This is a genomic window from Rhodobacter capsulatus, from assembly GCF_005144475.1.
Lineage (GTDB): Bacteria > Pseudomonadota > Alphaproteobacteria > Rhodobacterales > Rhodobacteraceae > Rhodobacter > Rhodobacter capsulatus_C.
On the sequence record NZ_SWJZ01000025.1, the window covers coordinates 39,775 to 60,019 of the forward strand.

General features: G+C 67.6%; 18 protein-coding genes. 2 read left to right on the top strand and 16 right to left on the bottom strand.

The annotated features are described in order from the left end of the window. Positions 1–25 precede the first annotated feature (25 nt). Positions 26–1,675: a hypothetical protein gene (locus FBT96_RS07810; RefSeq protein ID WP_136905747.1), complete on the bottom strand. Its 1,650-nt coding sequence runs from the start codon at positions 1,673–1,675 to the stop codon at positions 26–28. 107 nt (positions 1,676–1,782) lie between these two features. Here FBT96_RS07810 and FBT96_RS07815 point away from each other — a divergent pair, with 107 nt between their 5' ends. Then, positions 1,783–3,093 (top strand): ATPase, encoded by a 1,311-nt coding sequence (locus FBT96_RS07815; protein ID WP_136905748.1) that lies wholly within the window; start codon positions 1,783–1,785, stop codon positions 3,091–3,093. 23 nt (positions 3,094–3,116) lie between these two features. Here the strand turns inward: FBT96_RS07815 and FBT96_RS07820 are convergent, their stop codons facing one another. The 3 genes from FBT96_RS07820 to FBT96_RS07830 form a co-directional block, all read right to left on the bottom strand. Next, positions 3,117–4,031, bottom strand: a complete 915-nt coding sequence (locus FBT96_RS07820; RefSeq protein ID WP_136905749.1) for a LytTR family DNA-binding domain-containing protein — start codon at positions 4,029–4,031, stop codon at positions 3,117–3,119. Between the two features lie 133 nt (positions 4,032–4,164). Further along, complete coding sequence (folD, locus tag FBT96_RS07825) at positions 4,165–5,055, bottom strand: bifunctional methylenetetrahydrofolate dehydrogenase/methenyltetrahydrofolate cyclohydrolase FolD (RefSeq protein WP_136905750.1); 891 nt, start codon at positions 5,053–5,055, stop codon at positions 4,165–4,167. Further along, positions 5,052–5,357, bottom strand: coding sequence for a chorismate mutase (locus tag FBT96_RS07830; RefSeq protein WP_136905751.1), 306 nt, complete (start codon positions 5,355–5,357; stop codon positions 5,052–5,054). The genes folD and FBT96_RS07830 overlap by 4 nt, the downstream gene beginning before the upstream one ends. Before the next feature lie 413 nt (positions 5,358–5,770). Between FBT96_RS07830 and FBT96_RS07835 the strand changes: the two genes are divergently transcribed. Continuing rightward, complete coding sequence (locus tag FBT96_RS07835) at positions 5,771–7,114, top strand: calcium-binding protein (RefSeq protein WP_136905752.1); 1,344 nt, start codon at positions 5,771–5,773, stop codon at positions 7,112–7,114. Positions 7,115–7,193: 79 nt separating this feature from the next. Here the strand turns inward: FBT96_RS07835 and ftsH are convergent, their stop codons facing one another. From ftsH to glpD, 12 genes are all read right to left on the bottom strand, one after another. Further along, positions 7,194–9,089, bottom strand: coding sequence for an ATP-dependent zinc metalloprotease FtsH (gene ftsH, locus FBT96_RS07840; RefSeq protein ID WP_136905753.1), 1,896 nt, complete (start codon positions 9,087–9,089; stop codon positions 7,194–7,196). Positions 9,090–9,168: 79 nt separating this feature from the next. After that, positions 9,169–10,470, bottom strand: coding sequence for a tRNA lysidine(34) synthetase TilS (gene tilS / locus FBT96_RS07845; RefSeq protein WP_249306380.1), 1,302 nt, complete (start codon positions 10,468–10,470; stop codon positions 9,169–9,171). Continuing rightward, a complete protein-coding gene (ybgF, locus tag FBT96_RS07850) occupies positions 10,467–11,303 on the bottom strand; it encodes a tol-pal system protein YbgF (protein WP_136905754.1) in 837 nt (278 codons plus the stop codon). The genes tilS and ybgF overlap by 4 nt, the downstream gene beginning before the upstream one ends. A 5-nt stretch (positions 11,304–11,308) precedes the next feature. Continuing rightward, positions 11,309–11,830 (bottom strand): peptidoglycan-associated lipoprotein Pal, encoded by a 522-nt coding sequence (gene pal, locus FBT96_RS07855; protein WP_136905755.1) that lies wholly within the window; start codon positions 11,828–11,830, stop codon positions 11,309–11,311. A gap of 66 nt (positions 11,831–11,896) precedes the next feature. Further along, the gene (gene tolB, locus FBT96_RS07860; RefSeq protein ID WP_136905756.1) at positions 11,897–13,210 is read right to left on the bottom strand and encodes a Tol-Pal system beta propeller repeat protein TolB; all 1,314 of its coding nucleotides are present in this window, start codon (positions 13,208–13,210) and stop codon (positions 11,897–11,899) included. Between the two features lie 90 nt (positions 13,211–13,300). Then, entirely contained in the window at positions 13,301–14,605 is a 1,305-nt protein-coding gene (locus FBT96_RS07865; RefSeq protein ID WP_249306381.1) for a cell envelope biogenesis protein TolA, read from the bottom strand. Between the two features lie 8 nt (positions 14,606–14,613). Then, positions 14,614–15,120, bottom strand: a complete 507-nt coding sequence (locus FBT96_RS07870) for an ExbD/TolR family protein (protein ID WP_055213263.1) — start codon at positions 15,118–15,120, stop codon at positions 14,614–14,616. 3 nt (positions 15,121–15,123) lie between these two features. Then, positions 15,124–15,828 carry a protein TolQ gene (gene tolQ / locus FBT96_RS07875; protein ID WP_136905757.1) on the bottom strand — a complete coding sequence of 235 codons (705 nt, stop codon included), beginning with the start codon at positions 15,826–15,828 and terminating at the stop codon, positions 15,124–15,126. A 124-nt stretch (positions 15,829–15,952) separates the two neighbouring features. Then, positions 15,953–16,354: a tol-pal system-associated acyl-CoA thioesterase gene (gene ybgC / locus FBT96_RS07880; RefSeq protein ID WP_136905758.1), complete on the bottom strand. Its 402-nt coding sequence runs from the start codon at positions 16,352–16,354 to the stop codon at positions 15,953–15,955. Next, positions 16,351–16,998: a hypothetical protein gene (locus tag FBT96_RS07885; RefSeq protein WP_249306383.1), complete on the bottom strand. Its 648-nt coding sequence runs from the start codon at positions 16,996–16,998 to the stop codon at positions 16,351–16,353. The genes ybgC and FBT96_RS07885 overlap by 4 nt, the downstream gene beginning before the upstream one ends. Positions 16,999–17,054: 56 nt before the next feature. Beyond that, positions 17,055–18,527, bottom strand: coding sequence for a glycerol kinase GlpK (gene glpK, locus FBT96_RS07890; RefSeq protein WP_136905759.1), 1,473 nt, complete (start codon positions 18,525–18,527; stop codon positions 17,055–17,057). Next, positions 18,524–20,089 carry a glycerol-3-phosphate dehydrogenase gene (gene glpD / locus FBT96_RS07895; protein ID WP_136905760.1) on the bottom strand — a complete coding sequence of 522 codons (1,566 nt, stop codon included), beginning with the start codon at positions 20,087–20,089 and terminating at the stop codon, positions 18,524–18,526. Before glpD ends, glpK begins: the two co-directional genes overlap by 4 nt. Positions 20,090–20,245: the final 156 nt, after the last annotated feature.

Below are 20,245 nucleotides of genomic sequence, written 5' to 3' on the forward strand. Positions count from 1 at the left end.
CCCGAAGCCCCCCGCCCGCGCGCCCTTACGGGCGCTCGGGCCGCAGCAGGATATAGGTCGCGGTCCGGCGTTCCTCGACCAGCCGCCAGCCCGCCTCCGCAATCGCCGTCACGATCTCGTCGCGGCGCGTCTGGCCGGTGGGGCACAGCGGCACCAGCACATGATCGGCGGCCGCGATCCCCGGCGTGCCGCCGTAATACCAGGGCGCGGCGCCCTTGACCGGCTCGAACGGCCCGTAAAGCCACAGCGCCGAGAACAGATCCGCCACCAGCACCCGCGACCGCGCGTAGCCCGCCTGCGTCAGATCGGCGGCCAGGGTCTCGAACCAGGCGGCATAGCCCATCAGGATCTCGCAATCGGGCAGGGTCTCGCCGTTCAGCACCGCAGGTCCCCGCGGCGTCGCGGCGGTCTCGCCCCGGCCCGCATAGGCGGCAAAGGGCTGTCCCGGCCCATCCGCCACCTGCTTCTGCTGCACCCGATAGACGCGCGCGGCCAGCACCTGCAGATCGGCATCCTGCGGCCGGGCGGACAGCAGCGGCACGCTCTCTGCCGTCCCGGCAAGGGGATGGCGCAGCGGGCTGGTGAGCAGATTGGCCATCGGCCCCGCCGCCAGCGCCAGCGCCGCAACCCCGGTCGCCAGCAAGACCTCGCGCAGCGGCCAGCCCAGCCCGTTGTCGACCCGGCGGTCCGGGCGCAGGGCCAGCGCGATCAGCCCCACCAGCACCAGCCATTGCGGATCGTTGCCGAAATTCTGATAAGTCACATAAGCGAAGGCGGGCACCAGCCAGAGCAGCGCCAGCCCCTCGGCCCGCCGCCCGGACTGGCGCAGAAAGATCACCGTCGCCAAAGCCACCAGCGTCGCCGCCATATGTTTCGGCGCCATCAGCACCGCGCCCAGACTGTCGCCCGGCGCCGCCCGGGTGGTCGAGCCCGCCACCATCAGCAGATCCCGCAGATAAGCGGCCCAGAACCCCGGACCGAGCAGCGCCGTCACCACGGCCAGCACGAAAAGCCCCGACAGCACCGCCACGCCCAGCGTGCGCAGATCCCGCCGCGCCAAGAGCGCCACCACCAGCGCCGGGGCCAGCGCCGCGACATAGGTCACCTTGATCAGCCCCAGCCCCGCCATCAGCGCCCCGATCAAGGCGCCATCCAGCCGCTCCCGCCGCGGCCCGAGCGGCTCCAGCACCGCCAGCGCCACCGCCACATAGGCCATCGCCCAGGCCCAGCGGTTGTAATGCATCGAGACCGAGAACAGCGGTTTCGTCTCGCCATGCACCAGCGCCAGCACCATGCCCAGCACATAGGCCCCGAAGATCCAGGCCAGCCCCCCCGGCAGACGCGATTGCGCGGCGCGCAGGATCGGCAGGAACAGCACCGCCGCCACCGCCGCCTGCGCCGCAAGAAAGGCCTGGCCAAGCCCCAGCCCCGCCTGCACGAAAGCCGCAATCGGCCAAAGCCCGGCAATGCCGAGCGGCGTCATGAAATCACGATGCGGCATCTGCCCCTTTTCGGCCATGCGCAGCACCAGATCGGCCAGATGCAGCGTGTCGCCCTCGTGCTGGGTGACGATCAGCCCCTCGGCCAGAAGCGGCACCGCCGCCAGAACGGCCCCCCAAAGCGCCAGCCCCAGCGTCAGGGGCAGCACCGCCGCCGCGTTTGACCTGCCCGTCATCCCGGCCTCTCCGCATCTTTTCCCATTTTTGGCCACAATAGCCCGGCAGGATGCGGCTGTGAATCCCGAAGCAACACGTTCCAAAACGGCGAGCCGGAGCAGGACAGATGAACATGATCGCCCCGAACGTGATCGCCCCCACCCCGCCCCGGTCCCTTGCCGACACCGGCCTGAGTGCCGTGCTGATGCGGGACATCCTGCTCAAGACCATGTTTCGCACCAACATGGACACGGTCACCGGCCTTGCCAGGCTGATCTGCCTGCCGATCACGCTGACCCAGGAGCTGGTCGACATGGGCCGCGCCCAGCGCCTGATCGAGGCGATGGGCACGCTGCACGCCAATTCGGGCGGCGAGATGGGCTATCAGCTGACCGACGGCGGCAAGGCCCGCGCGCTCGATGCGCTGACCCAGTCGGAATACTACGGCGCGATGCCGGTGCCGCTGGCCGAATATGCGGTGCAGATGAAGAAGCAGTCGATTCGCAACATCCAGCTGACCCGGCCGCAGCTGATGGGGGCGATGGGGCATCTGGTGCTGCCGCCGACGCTGATCGACCAGCTCGGGCCCGCGGTCTCCTCGGGGCGGTCGATCCTGATGTATGGCCCGCCCGGCAACGGCAAATCCTCGATCTCGAACGGCATCCGCGACGCGATCGGCGACCGGATCTATGTTCCGCGCGCGGTCGAATATGCCGGTCAGGTGATCGTCGTCTATGACCCGATCGTGCACACCGCCGCCAGCGAGGATGTGGACGACCCGACCAGCCTGCGCAAATCCGGCAACCGCTTCGACAGCCGCTATGTGTACTGCGACCGGCCGACGGTGATCACCGGCGGGGAGCTTTCGCTCGACATGCTCGATCTCACCTACAACCCGACCGCGCGCACCTATACCGCGCCCTTGCAGATGAAGGCCTCGGGCGGGGTCTTCATCGTCGACGACCTTGGCCGTCAGGCCGAGCCGCCGCAGAAACTGGTCAACCGCTGGATCGTGCCGCTGGAAGAAAGCCGCGACATCCTCGCGCTGCAATCGGGCGAAAAGTTCGAGGTGCCCTTTGACACGCTCGTCATCTTTTCCACCAACTTCCACCCGAACCAGATCTTCGACAAGGCGGCGCTGCGGCGGATCTTCTTCAAGATCAAGATCGACGGGCCAAGCCAGTCGGATTACCTGAAGATCTTCTCGCTTGTGGCGAAAAAGCGGGGCATGCCGCTGGGCGAAGCCGCGCTCGTGCATCTGCTGAAGGTGAAATACCCGACGATCAACAACGTCTATGCGAATTATCAGCCGGTCTTCCTGATCGACCAGATGATGGCGATCTGCGACTTCGAGGGCATCCCCTATCAGATGTCCCCCGAGCTGATCGACCGCGCCTGGTCGAACATGTTCGTGCGCGAGGAAGAGATCCTGCACTGATCCCCGCCAAGGCCGAACCGGGCCTAGCGCGCGACCATGGCTTGCGGCGCCTGCGGACCGTTGTCGGCCTGCGGCGGCATCTCTTTCAGGCCAAGCGCCAGAACCGCGGGCGCATTGCCCCGCGACACCGGAACCTGCGTGCCGTCCTGCAGAGCCAGGCTGACCTTGCCCTGCGCCCGGATCACGCCCCGGATCGCCTGCCGCGCCACCCAATGCGACCGGTGCACCTGCAGCCCCGCGACCCCTTCGGCGGCGCAGATCGCATCGGCCATCCGCAACAGGACGGTTTCCGATCCGGCCTCGGTGAAGACCTCGACATAATGGTCGCGCATCTGCAGCCGGATCAACGGCGCCCGCAGCTCCGGCGACAGCCGCGCCATCAGCCGCGCCGCGGCGTCACGGTCGGGCGGGGCCGGAACAGACGGGGCTGCCCCCGCCCCCGACCCGGGCACAGGTTCGGACCCGGGCACACGTTCGGACTCGGGCACAGGTTCGGACTCGGGCACGACGGGCCAGGTCGCCGCCACCGCATGCCGCAGCGTCGAGGTGATGATCGACATGATGAAGATGTACCCCGTCATCGCCGGGATCGAGGGCACATGCTGCGCCGGCCCGGCCACCGCCCGGGCGAGCCCGATGAACAGCGGCGTCAGCCCCAGCGTGGCCAGAACGGCGATCAGCGGCGCCTCGGGCCAGAAGCTGCGCAGGCCCCAGCAGTCGCGCACGACCACCCGCAAAAGACCGCCCGCCAGCACGCCAAGACCGATGGTGATCGGCCAGAAGGCGACGCGGCCGGTCAGCGGGAAGTGCTCGGTGCCGAAGGGGCTGGCGACGATGCCGAAGATCGAGGTCACCAGCCAGACCACCGGAATGACGGGCTGCGCCATCGCCCGACCATAGGCGCGCAGGAACTTGCGCAAACGAACAAAAGAGGGCATGGCCCCTCGCCCCATTCAAAAACATAACCATGTCAACATGCTAGCGAGGCCGCTGCGCACAGGCAACCGTGATTGTGCACACGGCGAACCGGCGCAGGGCGCGAGGCAGGAAACCGGGCCCGAAGGCAGGCGGTCAGGCGGTCAGGCCCTCGGGTTCGGCCAGACCTTGTGCCCGGCAGCAGGCGGTCAGCGTATTGGCCAGAAGACAGGCGATGGTCATCGGCCCGACGCCGCCCGGAACCGGGGTGATCGCGCCTGCGACCTGAACGGCGCTGTCGAAATGCATGTCGCCCACCAGCTTGCCCTTGCCGTCGCGCTCGATGCGGTTGATGCCGACATCGATCACCGTCGCGCCCGGTTTCACCCAGTCGCCCGGGATCATCTCGGGGCGTCCCACGGCGGCGACCAGAATATCGGCGCGCCGGCACACCTCGGCCAGATCCTTGGTGCGCGAATGCGCGATGGTCACGGTGCAGCTGTCGGCCAGCAGCAGTTGCGCCATCGGCTTGCCGACGATGTTCGAGCGCCCGACAACGACCGCATTCAGCCCCGACAGCGATCCGTGATGGTCGCGCAGCATCATCAGACAGCCCAAGGGCGTGCAGGGCACCATCGCCTTTTGCCCGGTGCCCAGCAGCCCGACGTTCGAGATGTGGAACCCGTCCACGTCCTTCGCCGGATCGATCGCATTGATCACCAGATCGGCGTCAAGATGCTTCGGCAGCGGCAGCTGCACCAGAATGCCATGCACCGAAGGATCGGCATTCAGCCGCGCGATCAGGGCCAGCAGATCGGCTTCCGAGGTCTCGGCGGACAGCTTGTGCTCATAGGACTTCATCCCGACTTCGCGGGTCTGGATGCCCTTGTTCTTCACATAGACCTGGCTCGCCGGGTCTTCGCCCACCAGCACCACGGCCAGACCGGGGGTCAGACCGTTCGTCTCCTGCAGCCGCGCCACATGGGCCGCGACCTGTGCCCGCACCTTGGCCGCAAACGCCTTGCCATCGAGGATCTTCGCGCTCAAATTCCGTCTCCCTTGCCCAGAACCCGCTCTTCGCGGGCGATCGACCATTCCACCATCATCCGCCACATCGCCTCGATCAGCTCGGGGTCCATCCCCCGCGCCTCGGCGGCGGTGCGCGCATTGTTCACCACTTCCTCGACCCGCGCCTTGATGCGCGCGGGCATGCCCTCGGCGGGCTTGAGTTCGGCGGCACGGTCAATGAACCGCGCCCGATCGGCCAGCAGCGCGACGAGGCGCAGATCCAGCGCGTCGATCTCGGCCCGCAGTTCGGCCATCGAGGTGATTTCGGAGGGCTCTTTCATCGGCAAGTTCCGCTTTTATGCCCTGCTCCTATCGCACCTTGTCGCCCGCTTCTCAACCCCGCCGCGGAACTCCCCCCCGATCTTGCCTGCGGCATCAAGGCGAAGGCATTCCAGCGCCGGAGGCCGGGGCAGATCCGGCGTCGTCATGATCTTGATATCGGGTCTGACGGCCCTGCGCTCCTCTCTCTCGCGGCTTCGCGCGCGGCGCCCGCCCCGTCCGGCAAGCTAGCCGCAACTTGCCCGGGGGCGGGCCGCATTTGCGACACGGCAAGCGCCGAATCCGCCGTCTTCCCGCAAGATCGCCCCGCTTTCCCGACGCGACAAATGGCCGCGGGGATCTGCCTTGCCGCCCCCCTGCAGAGCGTCGACTCTGGGCGGCATCTTTCCTTCGAATTGACAGTCAGAGGACCGGAATGACGGACAATGTATATTATGTCGAAGATCTCGTCAGGGGCGGGAACACGGTCACGCTGACCGATGACGGCACCGGCATCGACTGGCTGGTGCTGCGCAATTCCCATGATGGCGCCGCGATCAGCCTGTGCTGGTGGTCGGTGCGCGGCCTCAGCACCGAGGCCGAATCGATCTATGTCGACAATGACATCGCCTCGGAACTGATCGTGCTCGGGCGGATCGAGAACGCCCGCGGCGCCATGGGCGAAGACTGGATCCGCGGCAACGAGGCGGACAACGTGCTTTTCGGCGACGCGCTGGCCGAGGGGCCGGGCGGAATGGACACGCTGGACGGGGCCGAGGGCAACGACACGATCCAGGGCGGCGCGGGCGACGACGAGATTATCGGCGGCACCGGCAACGACCAGCTGTTCGGCAATGCGGATGACGACACGATCCAGGGCGGCAGCGGTCGCGACACGATCCAGGGCGGCACCGGCGCCGATTCTCTGAACGGCGGCGGGAATGCGGGCGATCTGCTCAGCTACGCGCAATCCTCGGCGGGGGTTCAGGTGTCCCTGACCTTTGGCGCCCTGACCGCCTGCAAGGGCGGCGACGCCGAGGGCGACCGGGTCACCGGCTTTTTCGACCTCCTCGGCAGCGCGCATGACGACCGGCTCGGCGACGCGATCGCCACCACGCTGACGGAAGGCCGCAATGCCAACCTGTTCGACGGCGGGCTGGGCAACGACCTGCTGTCGATGGGCGGCGGCAACGATACCGGGCTGGGCGGCGGCGGCAACGACACGGTGCTGGGCGGCGCGGGCGACGACAGTCTCGATGGCGGCATCGGTCGGGACATGATCCTGGGCGAGGCGGGCAACGACACGGTGATCGGCGGGCTTGGCTCCGACATGCTCAACGGTGGCGACGGCGCTGATCGGCTCATCGGCGGCGACGGCACCGACACGCTTCTGGGCGATGCGGGCAATGACGTGCTGATCTCGGGCCGCGGCGCCGACCAGCTGACCGGCGGTCAGGGCGCGGATGTGTTCGTCTTTGCCAATGTCTTCGACAGCGGCACCGGCGCGGGTTTCGACACGATCACCGATTTCAAGCGCACCGAGGGCGACCGGATCGACCTCTCGGACATCGATGCGAACCGCCACGCCGCCGGGGATGCCGCCTTCACCTTCCTTGGCACCGGCGCCTTCACCGGCGCGGGGGCGGAATTGCGGGTGATCAGCCTCTCGACCGGCTGGCGGGTGATGGCCGATCTGGACGGCGACCGGACCGCCGATTTCATCCTGTTCCTGTCGGGCACTGACATGGCGGCGCCGGTGGCGGCCGATTTCGTGCTCTGATCGCCGCACCGGGCGGACAAGAAAAAACCTGCGCCAGAGGCTCTGGCGCAGGTTTTGTTTCAAAGCTGACGGCCGCGGCTCAGACGTTCGGCTCGGGCGCGATGCCGGGCTTGGCCACGGGCTTCGTGCGCGGCAGCGAGGTCACCGTGGGCAGGCTGCCCGAGGGCCGGTCGTCATCGCCGCCGAGCGTCTCGCCCGCCATCACCTTGCGGATCTCGTCGCCGGTCAGGGTCTCATATTCCAGAAGCCCCTGCGCCAGCCGTTCCCATTCCTCGATGTTTTCCTCAAGGATGCGCCGCGCCTCGATATAGCCGTTCTCGATCAGGATGCGGACCTCTTCCTCGATCAGCTCCTTGGTCTTGGTCGAGACCGAGAAGCCCGCGGTATTGCCCTGATAACCCTCATGCGCTTCGGAATAGTCGATGTTGCCGACCTTGTCCGACATGCCCCAGCGCATCACCATCGCCCGGGCAATCGCCGAAGCCTGCATGATGTCGCCCGCGGGACCGTTCGAGACCGCTTCCTCGCCCCATTTCAGGATCTCGGCCGCCTTGCCCGCCATGGTCATGGCGATCTTCTGCTTGGCCTCGTCCTTGTGGTAGTTCAGCCGGTCCATCTCGGGCAGCGACACCACCATGCCCAGGGCCTGACCGCGCGGAATGATCGTCGCCTTGTAGACCGGATCGCATTTCGGCAGCTTCATGCCGACGACGGCGTGACCGGCCTCGTGATAGGCGGTCATTTCCTTCTGCTCGGGGGTCAGCACCATCGAGCGCCGCTCGACCCCCATCATCACCTTGTCCTTGGCGTTTTCGAAATCTTCCATCGTCACGAAGCGACGGCCGATCCGTGCCGCCATCAGCGCGGCCTCGTTCACCAGGTTCGCCAGATCGGCGCCCGAGAAACCGGGCGTGCCGCGCGCGATCGTGCGCAGATCGACATCCGGCCCGCGCGGGATCTTGTTGGCATGCACCGACAGGATCTTTTCGCGGCCCTTGATATCGGGGTTCGGCACATGGATCTGCCGGTCGAAACGGCCCGGGCGCAGCAGCGCCGGGTCAAGCACGTCCTTGCGGTTCGTCGCCGCGACGATGATGATGCCTTCGTTCGCCTCGAACCCGTCCATCTCGACCAGAAGCTGGTTCAGCGTCTGTTCGCGTTCGTCATTGCCGCCGCCGATGCCGACACCGCGGGCCCGGCCCACCGCGTCGATCTCGTCGATGAAGACGATGCAGGGCGCGTTCTTCTTCGCCTGATCGAACATGTCCCGCACGCGGCTTGCGCCGACGCCGACGAACATCTCGACGAAATCCGAGCCCGAGATGGTGAAGAAGGGCACCCCGGCTTCACCCGCAATCGCGCGGGCCAGCAGGGTTTTCCCGGTGCCGGGCGGGCCGACCAGCAGCGCGCCTTTCGGGATCTTGCCGCCCAGACGGCTGAATTTCTGCGGGTTGCGCAGGAATTCGACGATCTCTTCCAGCTCTTCCTTGGCCTCGTCGATGCCCGCGACATCGTCAAAGGTCACGCGGCCGTGCTTTTCGGTGAGCAACTTGGCCTTGGATTTGCCAAAGCCCATCGCGCCGCCTTTGCCGCCGCCCTGCATCCGGTTCATGAAGAAGACCCAAAGCCCGATCATGACCAGGAAGGGCAGCCAGACGCCCAGGATCGACATCAGGCCGGATTGCTGCTGCTTGACCACATTGACGGTGATGCCCTTGGCCACCAGCTTGTCGGCGATGGCGTCGGTGCCTTCCTTTGTGGTCGAATAATTGTCGCCCTTGCCGTCCTGATAGCGCACATCCTCGCCATCAAGCTGCACCTGCTTCACGTCGCCCTTGTCCACGGCGGCGATGAAGTCGGAATAGGACACTTGCCGGGCATTGAGCGGACCCTGCCCGCTGCCGAGCAGGTTGAACAGCACCAGGATGAGCACGAACAGCAGGGCCCAGAAGGCGATGTTGCGCAGATTGCCCAAGAGAAACCTCCGAAGAATGAGAGGGCACCGCATGGGGTGCGGTGCCTTTGATGTGAAAATAGGGATTAAGTGCGCAGGTTCAACGTCTGATTAGCGAGACTGTGAAGCTTGGCCGCACCAAACCCGCCTCATAGCCGTTTTTCCAGCCCGCCACCGGAGCGGCGAGCAGCGTTTCCCCCTGCCAGACCGCGGGCGAGGCCAGCAGGCTGGCGCGCGGCCGGTCGCGGGTCCGGCCCTCGCCCAGCTGGCGCAGCCCCGCGGCGCCCAGCGCCGCCAGCGTCAGCCCCGGCCGCTCCGGCCCCTCGATCCGCCAGCCGTCCCAGACCTCGCCAAAGGGCAGGCGCAGACCGGCCACCGCCCGCAGCTCCCGGGTGATGCGGAGCGCGTCATCGGTGACAAGGATGCGGCAGCCGTGCAAGGTGCGGTCGCGCCGGGTGCGCCAGGTCGTCAGCACGTCGATCACCTGCGCCGCGCGCGGCGGATAATAGGCCCCCGACACCCAGACCAGCGCCGCATTCAGCAGCCGCCGCCCGGTCTCGGGGTCGAAGGCGTCGCGAAAGCCATGCGCGTCGATCACCACATCGCCCGCGTCAAAGCGCACATGCGCCCTGACCAGCTGCTCGAGCGACCACAGCACCGATTGCTCGGCCATCGCCAGATGCCCCACCACCGTCGAGAGCGTGCCCGCGGTGATCCCCAAAGGCGCCAGCACCGCCAGCGCCTTGCGCGCCTTGACCCGGTCGAAACGCTCGTTCGCATTCGACGGATCCTCGATCCAGCCGATCCGCTGGCGCTGCAGATAAAGGCGCAGCTCGGCGCGGGTCTGGCTCAGGAACGGCCGAAACCAGAGCACGCCCTCGCTTTCGAAGCTTTCGCGCATGCCCGACAGGCCTTCCAGCCCGGCCTCGCGCGCCAGCCGCATCAGAAAGGTCTCGGCCTGATCGTCGCCGGTGTGGCCCAGCGCCACCGCGCCCACGCCGCGGTCCTGCGCCCAGGCGCCGATCAGCCGCAACCGCGCGCGCCGGGCGGCATCCATCAGATTGCCCTTTGCCCCGCGACCGTCCCAGCGCAAGATGCTGTGGGAAATGCCGCGATCGGCACAGAACCGCGCCACGAACGCGGCCTCCTCGGCGGCTTCGGGGCGCAGGCCGTGATCCACCGTCACCGCCTCAAGCGGATGCAGCGCCGACAAAAGCGAGAGCGTCGCCAGCGAATCCGATCCGCCCGAGACCGCCACCGCCAGCCGCGGCGCGGCCATCATCGTGCGGACGGTCTCGACCGCGGCCTCCGCGGCCCAAAGCAGCATCCCGTCTTCGGGCGGGACATCGCCGCGCAAAAGCGCCGCGCGCAGCGCCGCCGCGTCGTCTGCCGCCCCTGTCACTGACAGCGCAGCGACGCCTGCGCCGCGGCCACCTTGCCCGCCGCCTCGGAGGAGGGGAACCGGGCCGGCACCTCGGCCAAAGTCGCACAGGCCTCGGTCTGCTGGCCAAGCGCGCCCAGCGCCTTGCCCAGTTCCAGAAGATCATCGGCCGCCCGCTTGCCCTCGGGCTCGGCCGAGAAGCCGTCGAGCCAGGCCCGCGCCGCGCCCGGCACATCGCCCGCCTTCATCAGCGCCTCGCCGCGCAGATAGCCCGCGTCGCCGGTCAGGGGGCCGCCCGGGTAGGTTTCGGCAAAGGTCTTAAAGAGGTCCGCAGCGGCGCGAAAGTCACCTTGATCGAGCACCCCCTTGGCCCGATCAAAGTCCGCTTGTTCGTTCATCGCCAAAGTGCCGCCCGAAGAGGCCGCCCCGCCCGAAGCCGCCGGGGCCGCCGCAGCCGCATCCGCCGCCGGGGCCGCCCCGCCCAGGGGTTGCGCCTGCCCGACCGACGCCGGATCGCAGCCCTCTTCCAGTTCGCAGACCCGGAATTCCAGATCGCCGACGCGGTTGGTGCCGTCCTTGACGACCTTGTCCACCCGGTCCTTGAGCTGTTCGGTCATCGCGGTGAGGCGGGTCAGCTCCGCCTCCATCGTGTCCATGCGCTGCAGCGCCGACGCGCCGCCCGCCGCCTGCAGGCCGCTGGCGCCCGAGGCGACCAGCTCGCTGCGCAGATCCTGCAGCTGCGCCGACACCTGCGCGAGTTCCGCGCGGATGTCGGCAAGCGTCTGTTTGTCGGCAGCAAAGGCGGGCGCGGCCAGCGCGAGCACCAGTGCCGTCCCCAGCATCACCCGCCGCATCTGCCTCAGCTCCCGGCGCCGACCGAGATCACGGTGACCGCGCGCCGGTTCTGCTCGAAGCAGCTTTCCGCGGCGCAGGTGGCGATCGGGCGTTCCTTGCCGTAAGACACGGTGCGCAGCCGGGTCGCGGGCACGCCCTGCGAGATCAGATATTGCTGCACCGAGCTGGCGCGACGGGCACCGAGCGCGAGGTTGTATTCGCGCGTGCCCTGTTCGTCGGCATGGCCTTCGATGATCGCCGCATAGTTGCCGTGGCCGTTCAGCCATTGCGCCTGCCCCGACAGCGTCGCGCGGGCCTCGTCGGTCAGGGTCGACTGGTTGATGACGAAGCGCACGGTGTCGCCCACCTTGCCCGAGAAATAGGCCGGCGAATTCGGGTCGTTGATCGAGCCCTGCGAGACGCCGCCCGCGTCGCCATAGGCGCCGCCCGGATCGACAACGCCATTCGCGCCGTTCTTCGAGGGGTTGTTGCAGGCCGCCAGCGCGATCATCGCCAGACCGAACGCCGCTTTGGTTGCAAGATGCATGTTGTACCGCCTTTTGTTGCTTATGCCGTTTCGGCACACAGTATCAGGTTTGGCTGCGCTTGGGAATCAGGGCAGAAGCGGGCCCCAGGTCGGGTCGGAAGCGCCCCCCGCCCCCGCAACCGCCTTCAGGTTGCGCCCGGTGATATCGACCGTGTACATCTTCGCCGCCCCGGCCGCGCCGGGGCTTTCGCGGGTGAACATCAGCACGCGGCCGTTCGGCGCCCAGGTCGGGCCCTCGTCAAGATAGGAAGCCGTCAGATCGCGTTCCTCGGAACCGTCGGTCCGCATCACGCCGATGAAGAAGCGCCCGCCCGATTGTTTGGTAAAGGCGATCAGATCGCCGCGCGGCGACCAGACCGGCGTGCCGTAGCGGCCGTCGCCGTTCGAGATCCGCACCGGCTCGCCGCCGCCCGCCGACATCACATAGATCTGCTGCGTGCCGGACCGGTCGCTTTCAAAGACGATCTGGCTGCCATCCGGGCTGTAGGAGGGCGCGGTTTCGATCGCGGGCGAATTCGTCAGCCGCTCGACGCTGCCGCCCGAGACCGACATGCGATAAAGATCGGTGTTGCCGTTCTGCTCCAGCGAATAGACGATCGAGCCGCCATCGGGCGAAAACCGCGGCGAGAAGGTCATCGTGCCGGGCACTTCGGGCAGAAGCTTGCCCGCGGCATTGCCGACCGACATCATCTTGATGCGCGGGAAGCCGGTTTCAAAGGTGGTATAAAGGATGCGATCACCCTGCGGCGAGAACCGCGGCGCCAGCACGATGGTCGAGCTGTCGGTCAGGTAATTCACGTTCTCGCCATCGTAATCCATGATCGCAAGACGTTTCTGCCGCTGCCCCTTCGGCCCGGATTCCGCGACATAGACGACGCGGCTGTCGAAATAGCCGCTTTCGCCGGTGATCCGCGCATAGATCACGTCGGCGACCTTGTGCGCCAGACGCCGCCAGCTTTGGGGCGAGGCCGCCAGCTGCTGGCCATCGCCCAGCTGGGTGTTGCCGTAAACGTCATAAAGGCGGAATTTCACCACCACCTTGCCGCCCGACATGCCGACCGAGCCGTTGATCAGCGCCTGCGCATTGATCGCCTGCCAGTCGGCATAGCTGACCGGGGTGTCGAAGCTGCCGAAGCGCTGGATATGCGCGCCCTCGGGGATTTCGCGGAACAGGCCGGTGCCCGAGAGGTCGTCGGCGATCACCCGGGTGATCTGGCTCGCCAGACTGCCCGCGCCCTCGTCCACGAAAGTGGGCAAAGCATAGGGAAGGGGCTCGATCACGCCCTCGTCCAGTTCGATGCGCAGCGGTCCCTGTTGGGCCGCCACCATTCCCGTTGTCAGCATCAGCGCCGCCGCCGCGGCCAAAATCCAACGCACCATGTTCCGTCCTCGTCCGGGCCTCGCGCCCTGTTCTATCCGTATTTTCCAGCCGCCCGTCATCACAAGCGCCTGACCGCCCGCGGTTGCCCGCTATTTCATTCGCATCTTCGTCGGGTTGAAGACGATCTCGATCTGCTGCCACCAGCCGAATTTCTCGCTCGGCAGCGGGAAGCCATCCGAGCCGCAGCGCACGATCGCCCGCCGCGCGGCTTCAAAGGCCTGCCGCGCCGCCGCATCCGAGCCGCCCGTGGCATCGACCATCTTGATCGAGCTGACCACCGGCTTGCCGTTTTCCTGCATGTCGACCCGCACCGTGACCGTGGTCCGCAGCGCCTCCGACGACAGCGCGCCAACGTTCCAGCAGGCCTTCACATCGACGATCAGCGCCTCTTTCTCGCCCGCCGTCACCGGGGGACCGTTCTTCGCGATGCCAAGCCCGCCGGTGCCGGTGTCGGCGCCGCTGTCGCTTTCCGCGCCCATCGCCTCGGCCAAAGCATCGGCCACCGCATCCGCACCGGCAGGCTTCGACGACGCGGGCTTGGCCGGTTTCGCGGGCTTGTCGGACTTCGGCTTCGCCGGCTTGTCGGCCGGTTTGTCCGCGGCTTTGTCCGCAGGCTTCTCGGCCGGCTTGTCGGCCGGTTCCTCCGCGGCCTCGGCGGTCTCGGTCTTTTCAGGCGGCTTCACCGCGGGCTTGGCCGGTTTCTTCGGCGGCCGCGGCGAGGATTTCGGCGCAGAGGTCGTCTCCTGCTCGACCGGCTTCGCCTCCTCGGGCACGATCTCGGTCGCGGCCTCGGGCGGCGCAGCCTGTTCCTTCGGCTTTTCGGCCGGTTTCTCGGGCTCCGGCTGTTCCTCGGGCTTGGTTTCCGGCTCGGCCGTCTCCGACACTTTCACCTCGGGCGCAGGCGCCTCGGCGGGTTTCGGCGCCACGCGCTGCGCCGGTTTCCGCTGCGGCCGCGGCGAGAAATCGGGCGCTTCGGTGTCTTGCGGTTCCTCGACCGGCGGCATCATCGAGGGCGGCACCTCGGTCACCTCGGCGGGCGGCGTCGGCGGCACCACCTCGGACATGTCCGGCGGCGGCTCGGGCTTCGGTTCGGGCGGCGGCGGTTGCTCGGGCTCGGCCTCGGGGGTCGGCGCCGCTTCGGCCGGAGGCTCCTCGGGGGCGGGCTCGGCCGCCGGTTCCTCAGGTTGCGCGGGGGCCGCCCCGCCCGCCTTCGGCGCGGCCGCCTGCATCGCGGCGAATTCAGCCTCGGAGATCATCCCGGCCGGTTTGATTTCGACAGGCTCGTTCGGCTCGGGCTTGAACCATGCCGTGCCGATGATCGCCCAGAGGATCACCGCGATATGCAGTGCCGCCGAGACGCCCGTGCCGATCCGTTCCGCCCGATCCATGCGCATGGCGCGCCTCAGTTCCCTGTGTTGGCCGCCGGGCCCGGCTGTGCCGTGGCGCCGGTCAGCGTCGGCCCGCCCGGGTCGGTCACGAGGATGATGTTGGCAAAGCCCCCGGCGTTCAGCGCGCCCATGACTTCAACCACACGCGAATAGGGAATGCCGCCATCGGCGCGCAGGAAGACCTTGTCGCTTTCGCGCTCGGCCGAAACCGCGCGCAGCCGGTTCACCAGATCTTCCTCGGGGACGGGTTCGTTCATCAGCGAGATCGTGCCATCCAGCTGCAGCGAGATCGCCAGCGGCTCTTCCTGTTCCGTCGGCACCGCCTTGGCGGCGGTCTTCGGCAGTTCGAGCGGCACACCCACGGTCATCATCGGCGCCGCGACCATGAAGATGATCAGCAGCACCAGCATCACGTCGACCATCGGCGTGACGTTGATTTCGGCCATGACGGCATGTTTGCCCTTGCCGCCGCGGCGGCGTCGGCTGCCGCCTCCGCCCTTTTTCATCACCCCCGCGCCCATCGCTTACGCGTCCAGCTGGCGCGAAAGGATGGTCGAGAATTCGTCGGCGAAGGCCTCGTAGCCCGAGGTGATCTTGTCGGCGTCGGACGACAGCTTGTTATAGGCGATGACCGCCGGGATCGCGGCGACAAGGCCGATCGCCGTGGCGACAAGCGCTTCGGAGATCCCCGGCGCGACGACGGCGAGCGAGGTGTTTTGCGAAATCGCGATTTCCTCGAAGGCGACCTTGATCCCCCAGACCGTGCCGAACAGCCCGACGAAGGGCGCGGTCGAGCCGACGGTGGCGAGGAAGGACAGGCCGGAGTTCAGCGCCTCGCCCTCCTTGGCGATCGCCACATCCATCGAGCGTTCGATCCGGGCCTGCGCCCCGGTGATCAGCTCGCCGTCATGGCGGTGGCTGCGGCGCCATTCCAGCATGCCCGCGGCAAAGATGCGCTGCGAGGCGCCATCCGGGGCCGGTCCGATCTGGTCGAAAAGTTCGTCAAGCGGCTCGCCCGACCAGAAGGCGCGGTCGAAGGCATCGGCCTCGGCGCGGGCGGCCCGGAACGAGACATACTTGCGGATCATGATCGACCAAGACCAGAAACTGGCCAGGGTAAGCATGATCATCACAAGTTTCACGGTCAACGAGGCGCGCACGAAAAGCGCAAGCAAGGAGAAATCCATCTCCGGCGCCGCTGCCGCCATGGCAAGGGTTTGCTGGTCCATTGGTCACTGCTCTCATACGGGGCCTGTTTCTCGGGCCTCTTAGCAGTGATTCTACCGGATATTGAGGGGTAAAGCCATAACAACTGCGTCATTGTTGTGGCCTGATTGCTGCCTTGCAGCGAAATCAGTGCAGTTTTGGCGCGATCTTCGCCCGAATTTCAGCCGGAAGCCGCCCCGCAGCGCCGGTTTCGGTCAGACAGACGAGCGTGACCGTCGCGGTAAAAAGCTTGTCATTGCCCCGCCAGACCGCCTGATCCAGCACGATCCGCGCCCCGGTTTCGGCAATCAGACCCGTCGTGACCCGCAATTCGTCATCGTATTTCGCCGGTTTCAGATAATCCGCCTCGACCCGGCGCACGGCAAAGACCAGCCCGTGATCGCGTTTCAGCGCCCCCTGATCGACGCCAAGGCCGCGCACCCATTCGCTGCGGCCGCGCTCGATGAATTTCAGATAATTGGCGTAATAGACGATGCCCGCCAGATCGGTGTCTTCGTAATAGACCCGCAGGGTGAAATCGTGGCTCATGCCGCCCCCCCAAGGCCGATCCGCGCCGCCAGCCGCAGCGCATGGCTTTTGTCCGTCGCGCAGGCGGGCAGCACCGGATCATAGGCGGCGCGGATCACCGCCGCGATCTCCGGGCGGATCACCGCCACGCCGCGCGCCTCGGCCAGCGGCGGATGGGTGGCAAAGGCCCGCTCGCCCCAGGTCAGGATCATCTGCACCGCCTGATTGAGCGCGATGGTTTCGGCCGGAACCTCATCGAGCGCCGCATCCATGCGGATGAAGGAAAAACAGGCGCGGATGGCCCCCGCCTCGTCAAAGCGGAAGGTGCGGAACTGGTTCGCCCCGGCATCATCGAGCCGCGCGACGATGTCGGACAGCCCGTCGATCATCTGATCCAGGTTCGGCACTTCCAGCAATTCCTGCCAGTCGCGAAAGAAGAAGATCATCAGATTGGCGCCGATCTCGGCATCGGTCTCGGCCATCTTCGCCTTGGCGAGCACCACCACCGCCTCGGTCGCGCCCTTGACGATGGCGAGCGTCGCCGCATCGACGCCAAAGACCACCGGCACGATCGGCCGCCCCCAGCGCGCAAAGCGGTAGCCCGCGGCCCCGGTGAACAGCGCCGCGATCTCCTCGGCGCTTGGCATCGTGCTTGTGTCACTCATCTCCACCCCCATTCGCTGCGCGGCAGCGTAACCATCGCCGCGGGGCTTGCCAAGGCTCAGACCGACAGGGTCGCCGCCACCGCCCGCTGCCACCGGGCCAGTTTCCGCGCCCGGTCCGTCTCGGCCATCGCCGGGGTGAAGCGGCGGTCGAGCGCCCAGTTCCGGGCGAACTCCGCGGGCGGCGGGCAGAGGCCTGCCCCCAGCCCGGCCAGATAGGCGGCGCCAAGCGCCGTCGTTTCGGTGATCACCGGGCGATCGACCGGGGCGCCCAGAATGTCGGCCAGAAACTGCATCGTCCAGTCGCTCGCCGCCATGCCGCCATCGACGCGCAGCACGTTTTGCCCCGCCGCGCCCCAATCGGCCCGCATCGCCGCGAGCAGGTCGCGCGTCTGCAGCCCGACGCTTTCCAGCGCCGCGCGGGCAAATTCCGCAGGCCCCGTGTTGCGGGTCAGCCCGTAAATGGCACCGCGGCAGTCGGGGTTCCAATAGGGCGCCCCCAGCCCGGTAAAGGCGGGCACGATCACCAGATCCTGCGCCGGATCGGCGGTCTCGGCCAGATTTTGCGTCTCGGCCGCCCGGGAAATCAGGCCCAGCCCGTCGCGCAGCCATTGCACCACCGCCCCGGCCATGAAGATCGAGCCTTCGAGCGCATAGGTCGTCTCGCCGTTCAGCCGATAGGCGATGGTGGTCAGAAGCCGGTTTTGCGACACCACCAGCGTCGTCCCGGTGTTCAAAAGCGCAAAGCAGCCGGTGCCATAGGTCGATTTCAGCATCCCGGGGGCGAAACAGGCCTGCCCCACCGTCGCCGCCTGCTGATCGCCCGCCACCCCGGTGATCGGGATCGCGGCGCCAAACAGCGCCGGATCGGTCACCCCGAAATCATCGGCGCAATCCTTGACCTCGGGCAAAAGCGCCATCGGCACGCCCAGAAGCGCGCAGATTTCCGCGTCCCATTCATTGCGGCCGATGTCGTAAAGCAGCGTCCGCGCGGCGTTCGTCGCATCGGTCGCATGCACCCGGCCGCCGGTCAGCCGCCAGATCAGGAAACTGTCGATGGTGCCAAAGGCCAGCTCGCCGCGCGCGGCCCGGTCCCGCGCACCGGGGATCGTGTCGAGCAGCCATTTCACCTTGCTGCCCGAGAAATACGGGTCGAGCAGCAGGCCGGTTTTCGCCGTCATCCTCGCCTCGTGGCCCTCGGATTTCAGGCGCGCGCAGATCTCGGCGGTGCGCCGATCCTGCCAGACGATCGCATTGTGAAGCGGCACGCCGGTCGCACGGTCCCAGATCAGCGTCGTCTCGCGCTGGTTGGTCAGGCCCAGCGCGGCGACCGGACCGGCCTGCGCCAGCGCCTCGCGGATGGTGGACAGCACCGTCGCCCAGATCGCCTCGGGGTCATGTTCGACCCAGCCGGGCGCCGGAAAGATCTGCGGAAATTCGCGGCTTGCCGTGGCCACGGGGCGCAGAGCGGCGTCAAAGACAATCGCCCGGGTCGAGGTCGTGCCCTGATCGAGCGCCAGAATCCGTGTCATCGCGCCCCCCGGTCCCGCATGAACCGGTCGAGCACCGCGATCTGATCGGCGCTCAGCCGCAGGCCCAGTTTCGTGCGCCGCCAGACCACATCCTCGGCCCGGCGCGCCCATTCGCGGTCCATCAGCCAGATCACCTCGGCCTCGGAGAGCCCGGCGCCGAAATCGCGGCCCAGATCGGCGCGGGTCTTCGCCTCGCCGAGGATCGCGAAAGCCTCGGTGCCATAGGCCCGCGCCATCCGCCCCGCCCCCGCCTGCCCCAGAAAGGCATAGCGCACCCGCAACCGCTCGATCAGCGCCTTGACGCCGGTCTGGAAGAAATCGCCGCCGGGCAGCGGCACGCGGGCGGTCCAGTCCGGGCCAAGGCCGGGGAAATGCGGCGCCAGTTTCGCCAAAGTCGCCTCGGCCAGACGGCGATAGGTGGTGATCTTGCCGCCGAAGACATTGAGCAGCACCGGCCCCCCGGCCTGCAGATCCAGCACATAATCGCGCGAGGCCGCGGTGGCGGAACTGGCGCCGTCGTCATAAAGCGGCCGCACCCCGGCATAGGACCAGACGACATCCCGGGCGGTGACGGGCTTCGCCAGATATTGCGAGACGAAGGCCAGAAGATAATCGCGCTCGGCCTCGGAACAGGTTGCGGCTTCGGGGGCGGCGTCATGCGCGGCCTCGGTGGTGCCGATCAGCGAAAAATCCTGCTCGTAAGGAATGATGAAGACGATCCGCCCGTCCGCGCCCTGCAAGAACAGCGCCCGCGGATCGTCATGCAGCCTGCGCGTCACGATATGGCTGCCGCGCACCAGCCGCACCTGCGCGGGCGATTGCGGCGCGTCGATCAGGCCCAGCACCTGCCCGACCCAGGGCCCGGCGGCATTCACCAGACCCCGGGCGTGATGCACCGCCTTGCCCGCGGCCCCCTCGGTCTCGATGCGCCACAGATCGCCCTGCCGTTGCGCGCCGATGACCTTGGTGCCCACCAGCACCTTGGCCCCGCGCGCCGCGGCATCGCGGGCGTTCAGCACCACAAGCCGCGCATCCTCGACCCAGACGTCGGAATATTCCCAGGCCAGCGCCATCCCGGGCTTCAGCACCCGGCCGATCTTGTCCCGCGTCAGATCCAGCCTGCGCGTTCCGGGAAGGATCTTGCGCCCGCCCATGTTGTCGTAAAGGAAAAGCCCCAGCCGCAAGAGCCAGGCGGGCCGCCGCCCCTTCATCCAGGGAAAGACCAGGTTCAACAGCCGGCTGGTCGGCGTCGTCGTGTCGAACCGGATCCCCGCATGGACCGGCAGCACGAAGCGCAACGGCCAGGAAATATGCGGCATGGCGACCAGCAGCGTCTCGCGTTCCTCCAGCGCCTCGCGCACCAGACGGAACTCGAAGAACTCCAGATAGCGCAGCCCGCCGTGAAACAGCTTGGTCGAGGCCGAGGACGTGCCCTGCGCCAGATCCCCCTGTTCGGCCAGGGTCACCGAAAGCCCCCGCCCCGCCGCGTCGCGGGCGATGCCGCAGCCGTTCACCCCCCCGCCGATGATGAAAAGATCGACGACCCCGGGTTGATCGCTCACGACTGCCTCCTGCGCTTTTGACCCGATGATGGGCTTTTCCCGCAGTTTGGCAAGCTGTGACGCAGCCGTCGCGGGGCCTTCGCGCTTGCCCGCCCCCCTTGGCCCGCCTATAACGCCGCCATGACCGGGCTTTGCTTCATACATCGAATTACCGGC

What these genes read in the sequence shown, in the direction of transcription:
- FBT96_RS07820 (WP_136905749.1), bottom strand. Translation starts at nt 4,031, where the DNA reads ATGCCCTCTTTTGTTCGTTTGCGCAAGTTCCTGCGCGCCTATGGTCGG.
- FBT96_RS07870 (WP_055213263.1), bottom strand. Translation starts at nt 15,120, where the DNA reads ATGGGCGCGGGGGTGATGAAAAAGGGCGGAGGCGGCAGCCGACGCCGC.
- tolB (WP_136905756.1), bottom strand. Translation starts at nt 13,210, where the DNA reads ATGGTGCGTTGGATTTTGGCCGCGGCGGCGGCGCTGATGCTGACAACG.
- FBT96_RS07865 (WP_249306381.1), bottom strand. Translation starts at nt 14,605, where the DNA reads ATGCGCATGGATCGGGCGGAACGGATCGGCACGGGCGTCTCGGCGGCA.
- FBT96_RS07810 (WP_136905747.1), bottom strand. Translation starts at nt 1,675, where the DNA reads ATGACGGGCAGGTCAAACGCGGCGGCGGTGCTGCCCCTGACGCTGGGG.
- ybgF (WP_136905754.1), bottom strand. Translation starts at nt 11,303, where the DNA reads ATGCGGCGGGTGATGCTGGGGACGGCACTGGTGCTCGCGCTGGCCGCG.
- tolQ (WP_136905757.1), bottom strand. Translation starts at nt 15,828, where the DNA reads ATGGACCAGCAAACCCTTGCCATGGCGGCAGCGGCGCCGGAGATGGAT.
- FBT96_RS07815 (WP_136905748.1), top strand. Translation starts at nt 1,783, where the DNA reads ATGAACATGATCGCCCCGAACGTGATCGCCCCCACCCCGCCCCGGTCC.
- FBT96_RS07830 (WP_136905751.1), bottom strand. Translation starts at nt 5,357, where the DNA reads ATGAAAGAGCCCTCCGAAATCACCTCGATGGCCGAACTGCGGGCCGAG.
- FBT96_RS07835 (WP_136905752.1), top strand. Translation starts at nt 5,771, where the DNA reads ATGACGGACAATGTATATTATGTCGAAGATCTCGTCAGGGGCGGGAAC.
- FBT96_RS07885 (WP_249306383.1), bottom strand. Translation starts at nt 16,998, where the DNA reads ATGAGTGACACAAGCACGATGCCAAGCGCCGAGGAGATCGCGGCGCTG.
- pal (WP_136905755.1), bottom strand. Translation starts at nt 11,830, where the DNA reads ATGCATCTTGCAACCAAAGCGGCGTTCGGTCTGGCGATGATCGCGCTG.
- glpK (WP_136905759.1), bottom strand. Translation starts at nt 18,527, where the DNA reads ATGACACGGATTCTGGCGCTCGATCAGGGCACGACCTCGACCCGGGCG.
- ybgC (WP_136905758.1), bottom strand. Translation starts at nt 16,354, where the DNA reads ATGAGCCACGATTTCACCCTGCGGGTCTATTACGAAGACACCGATCTG.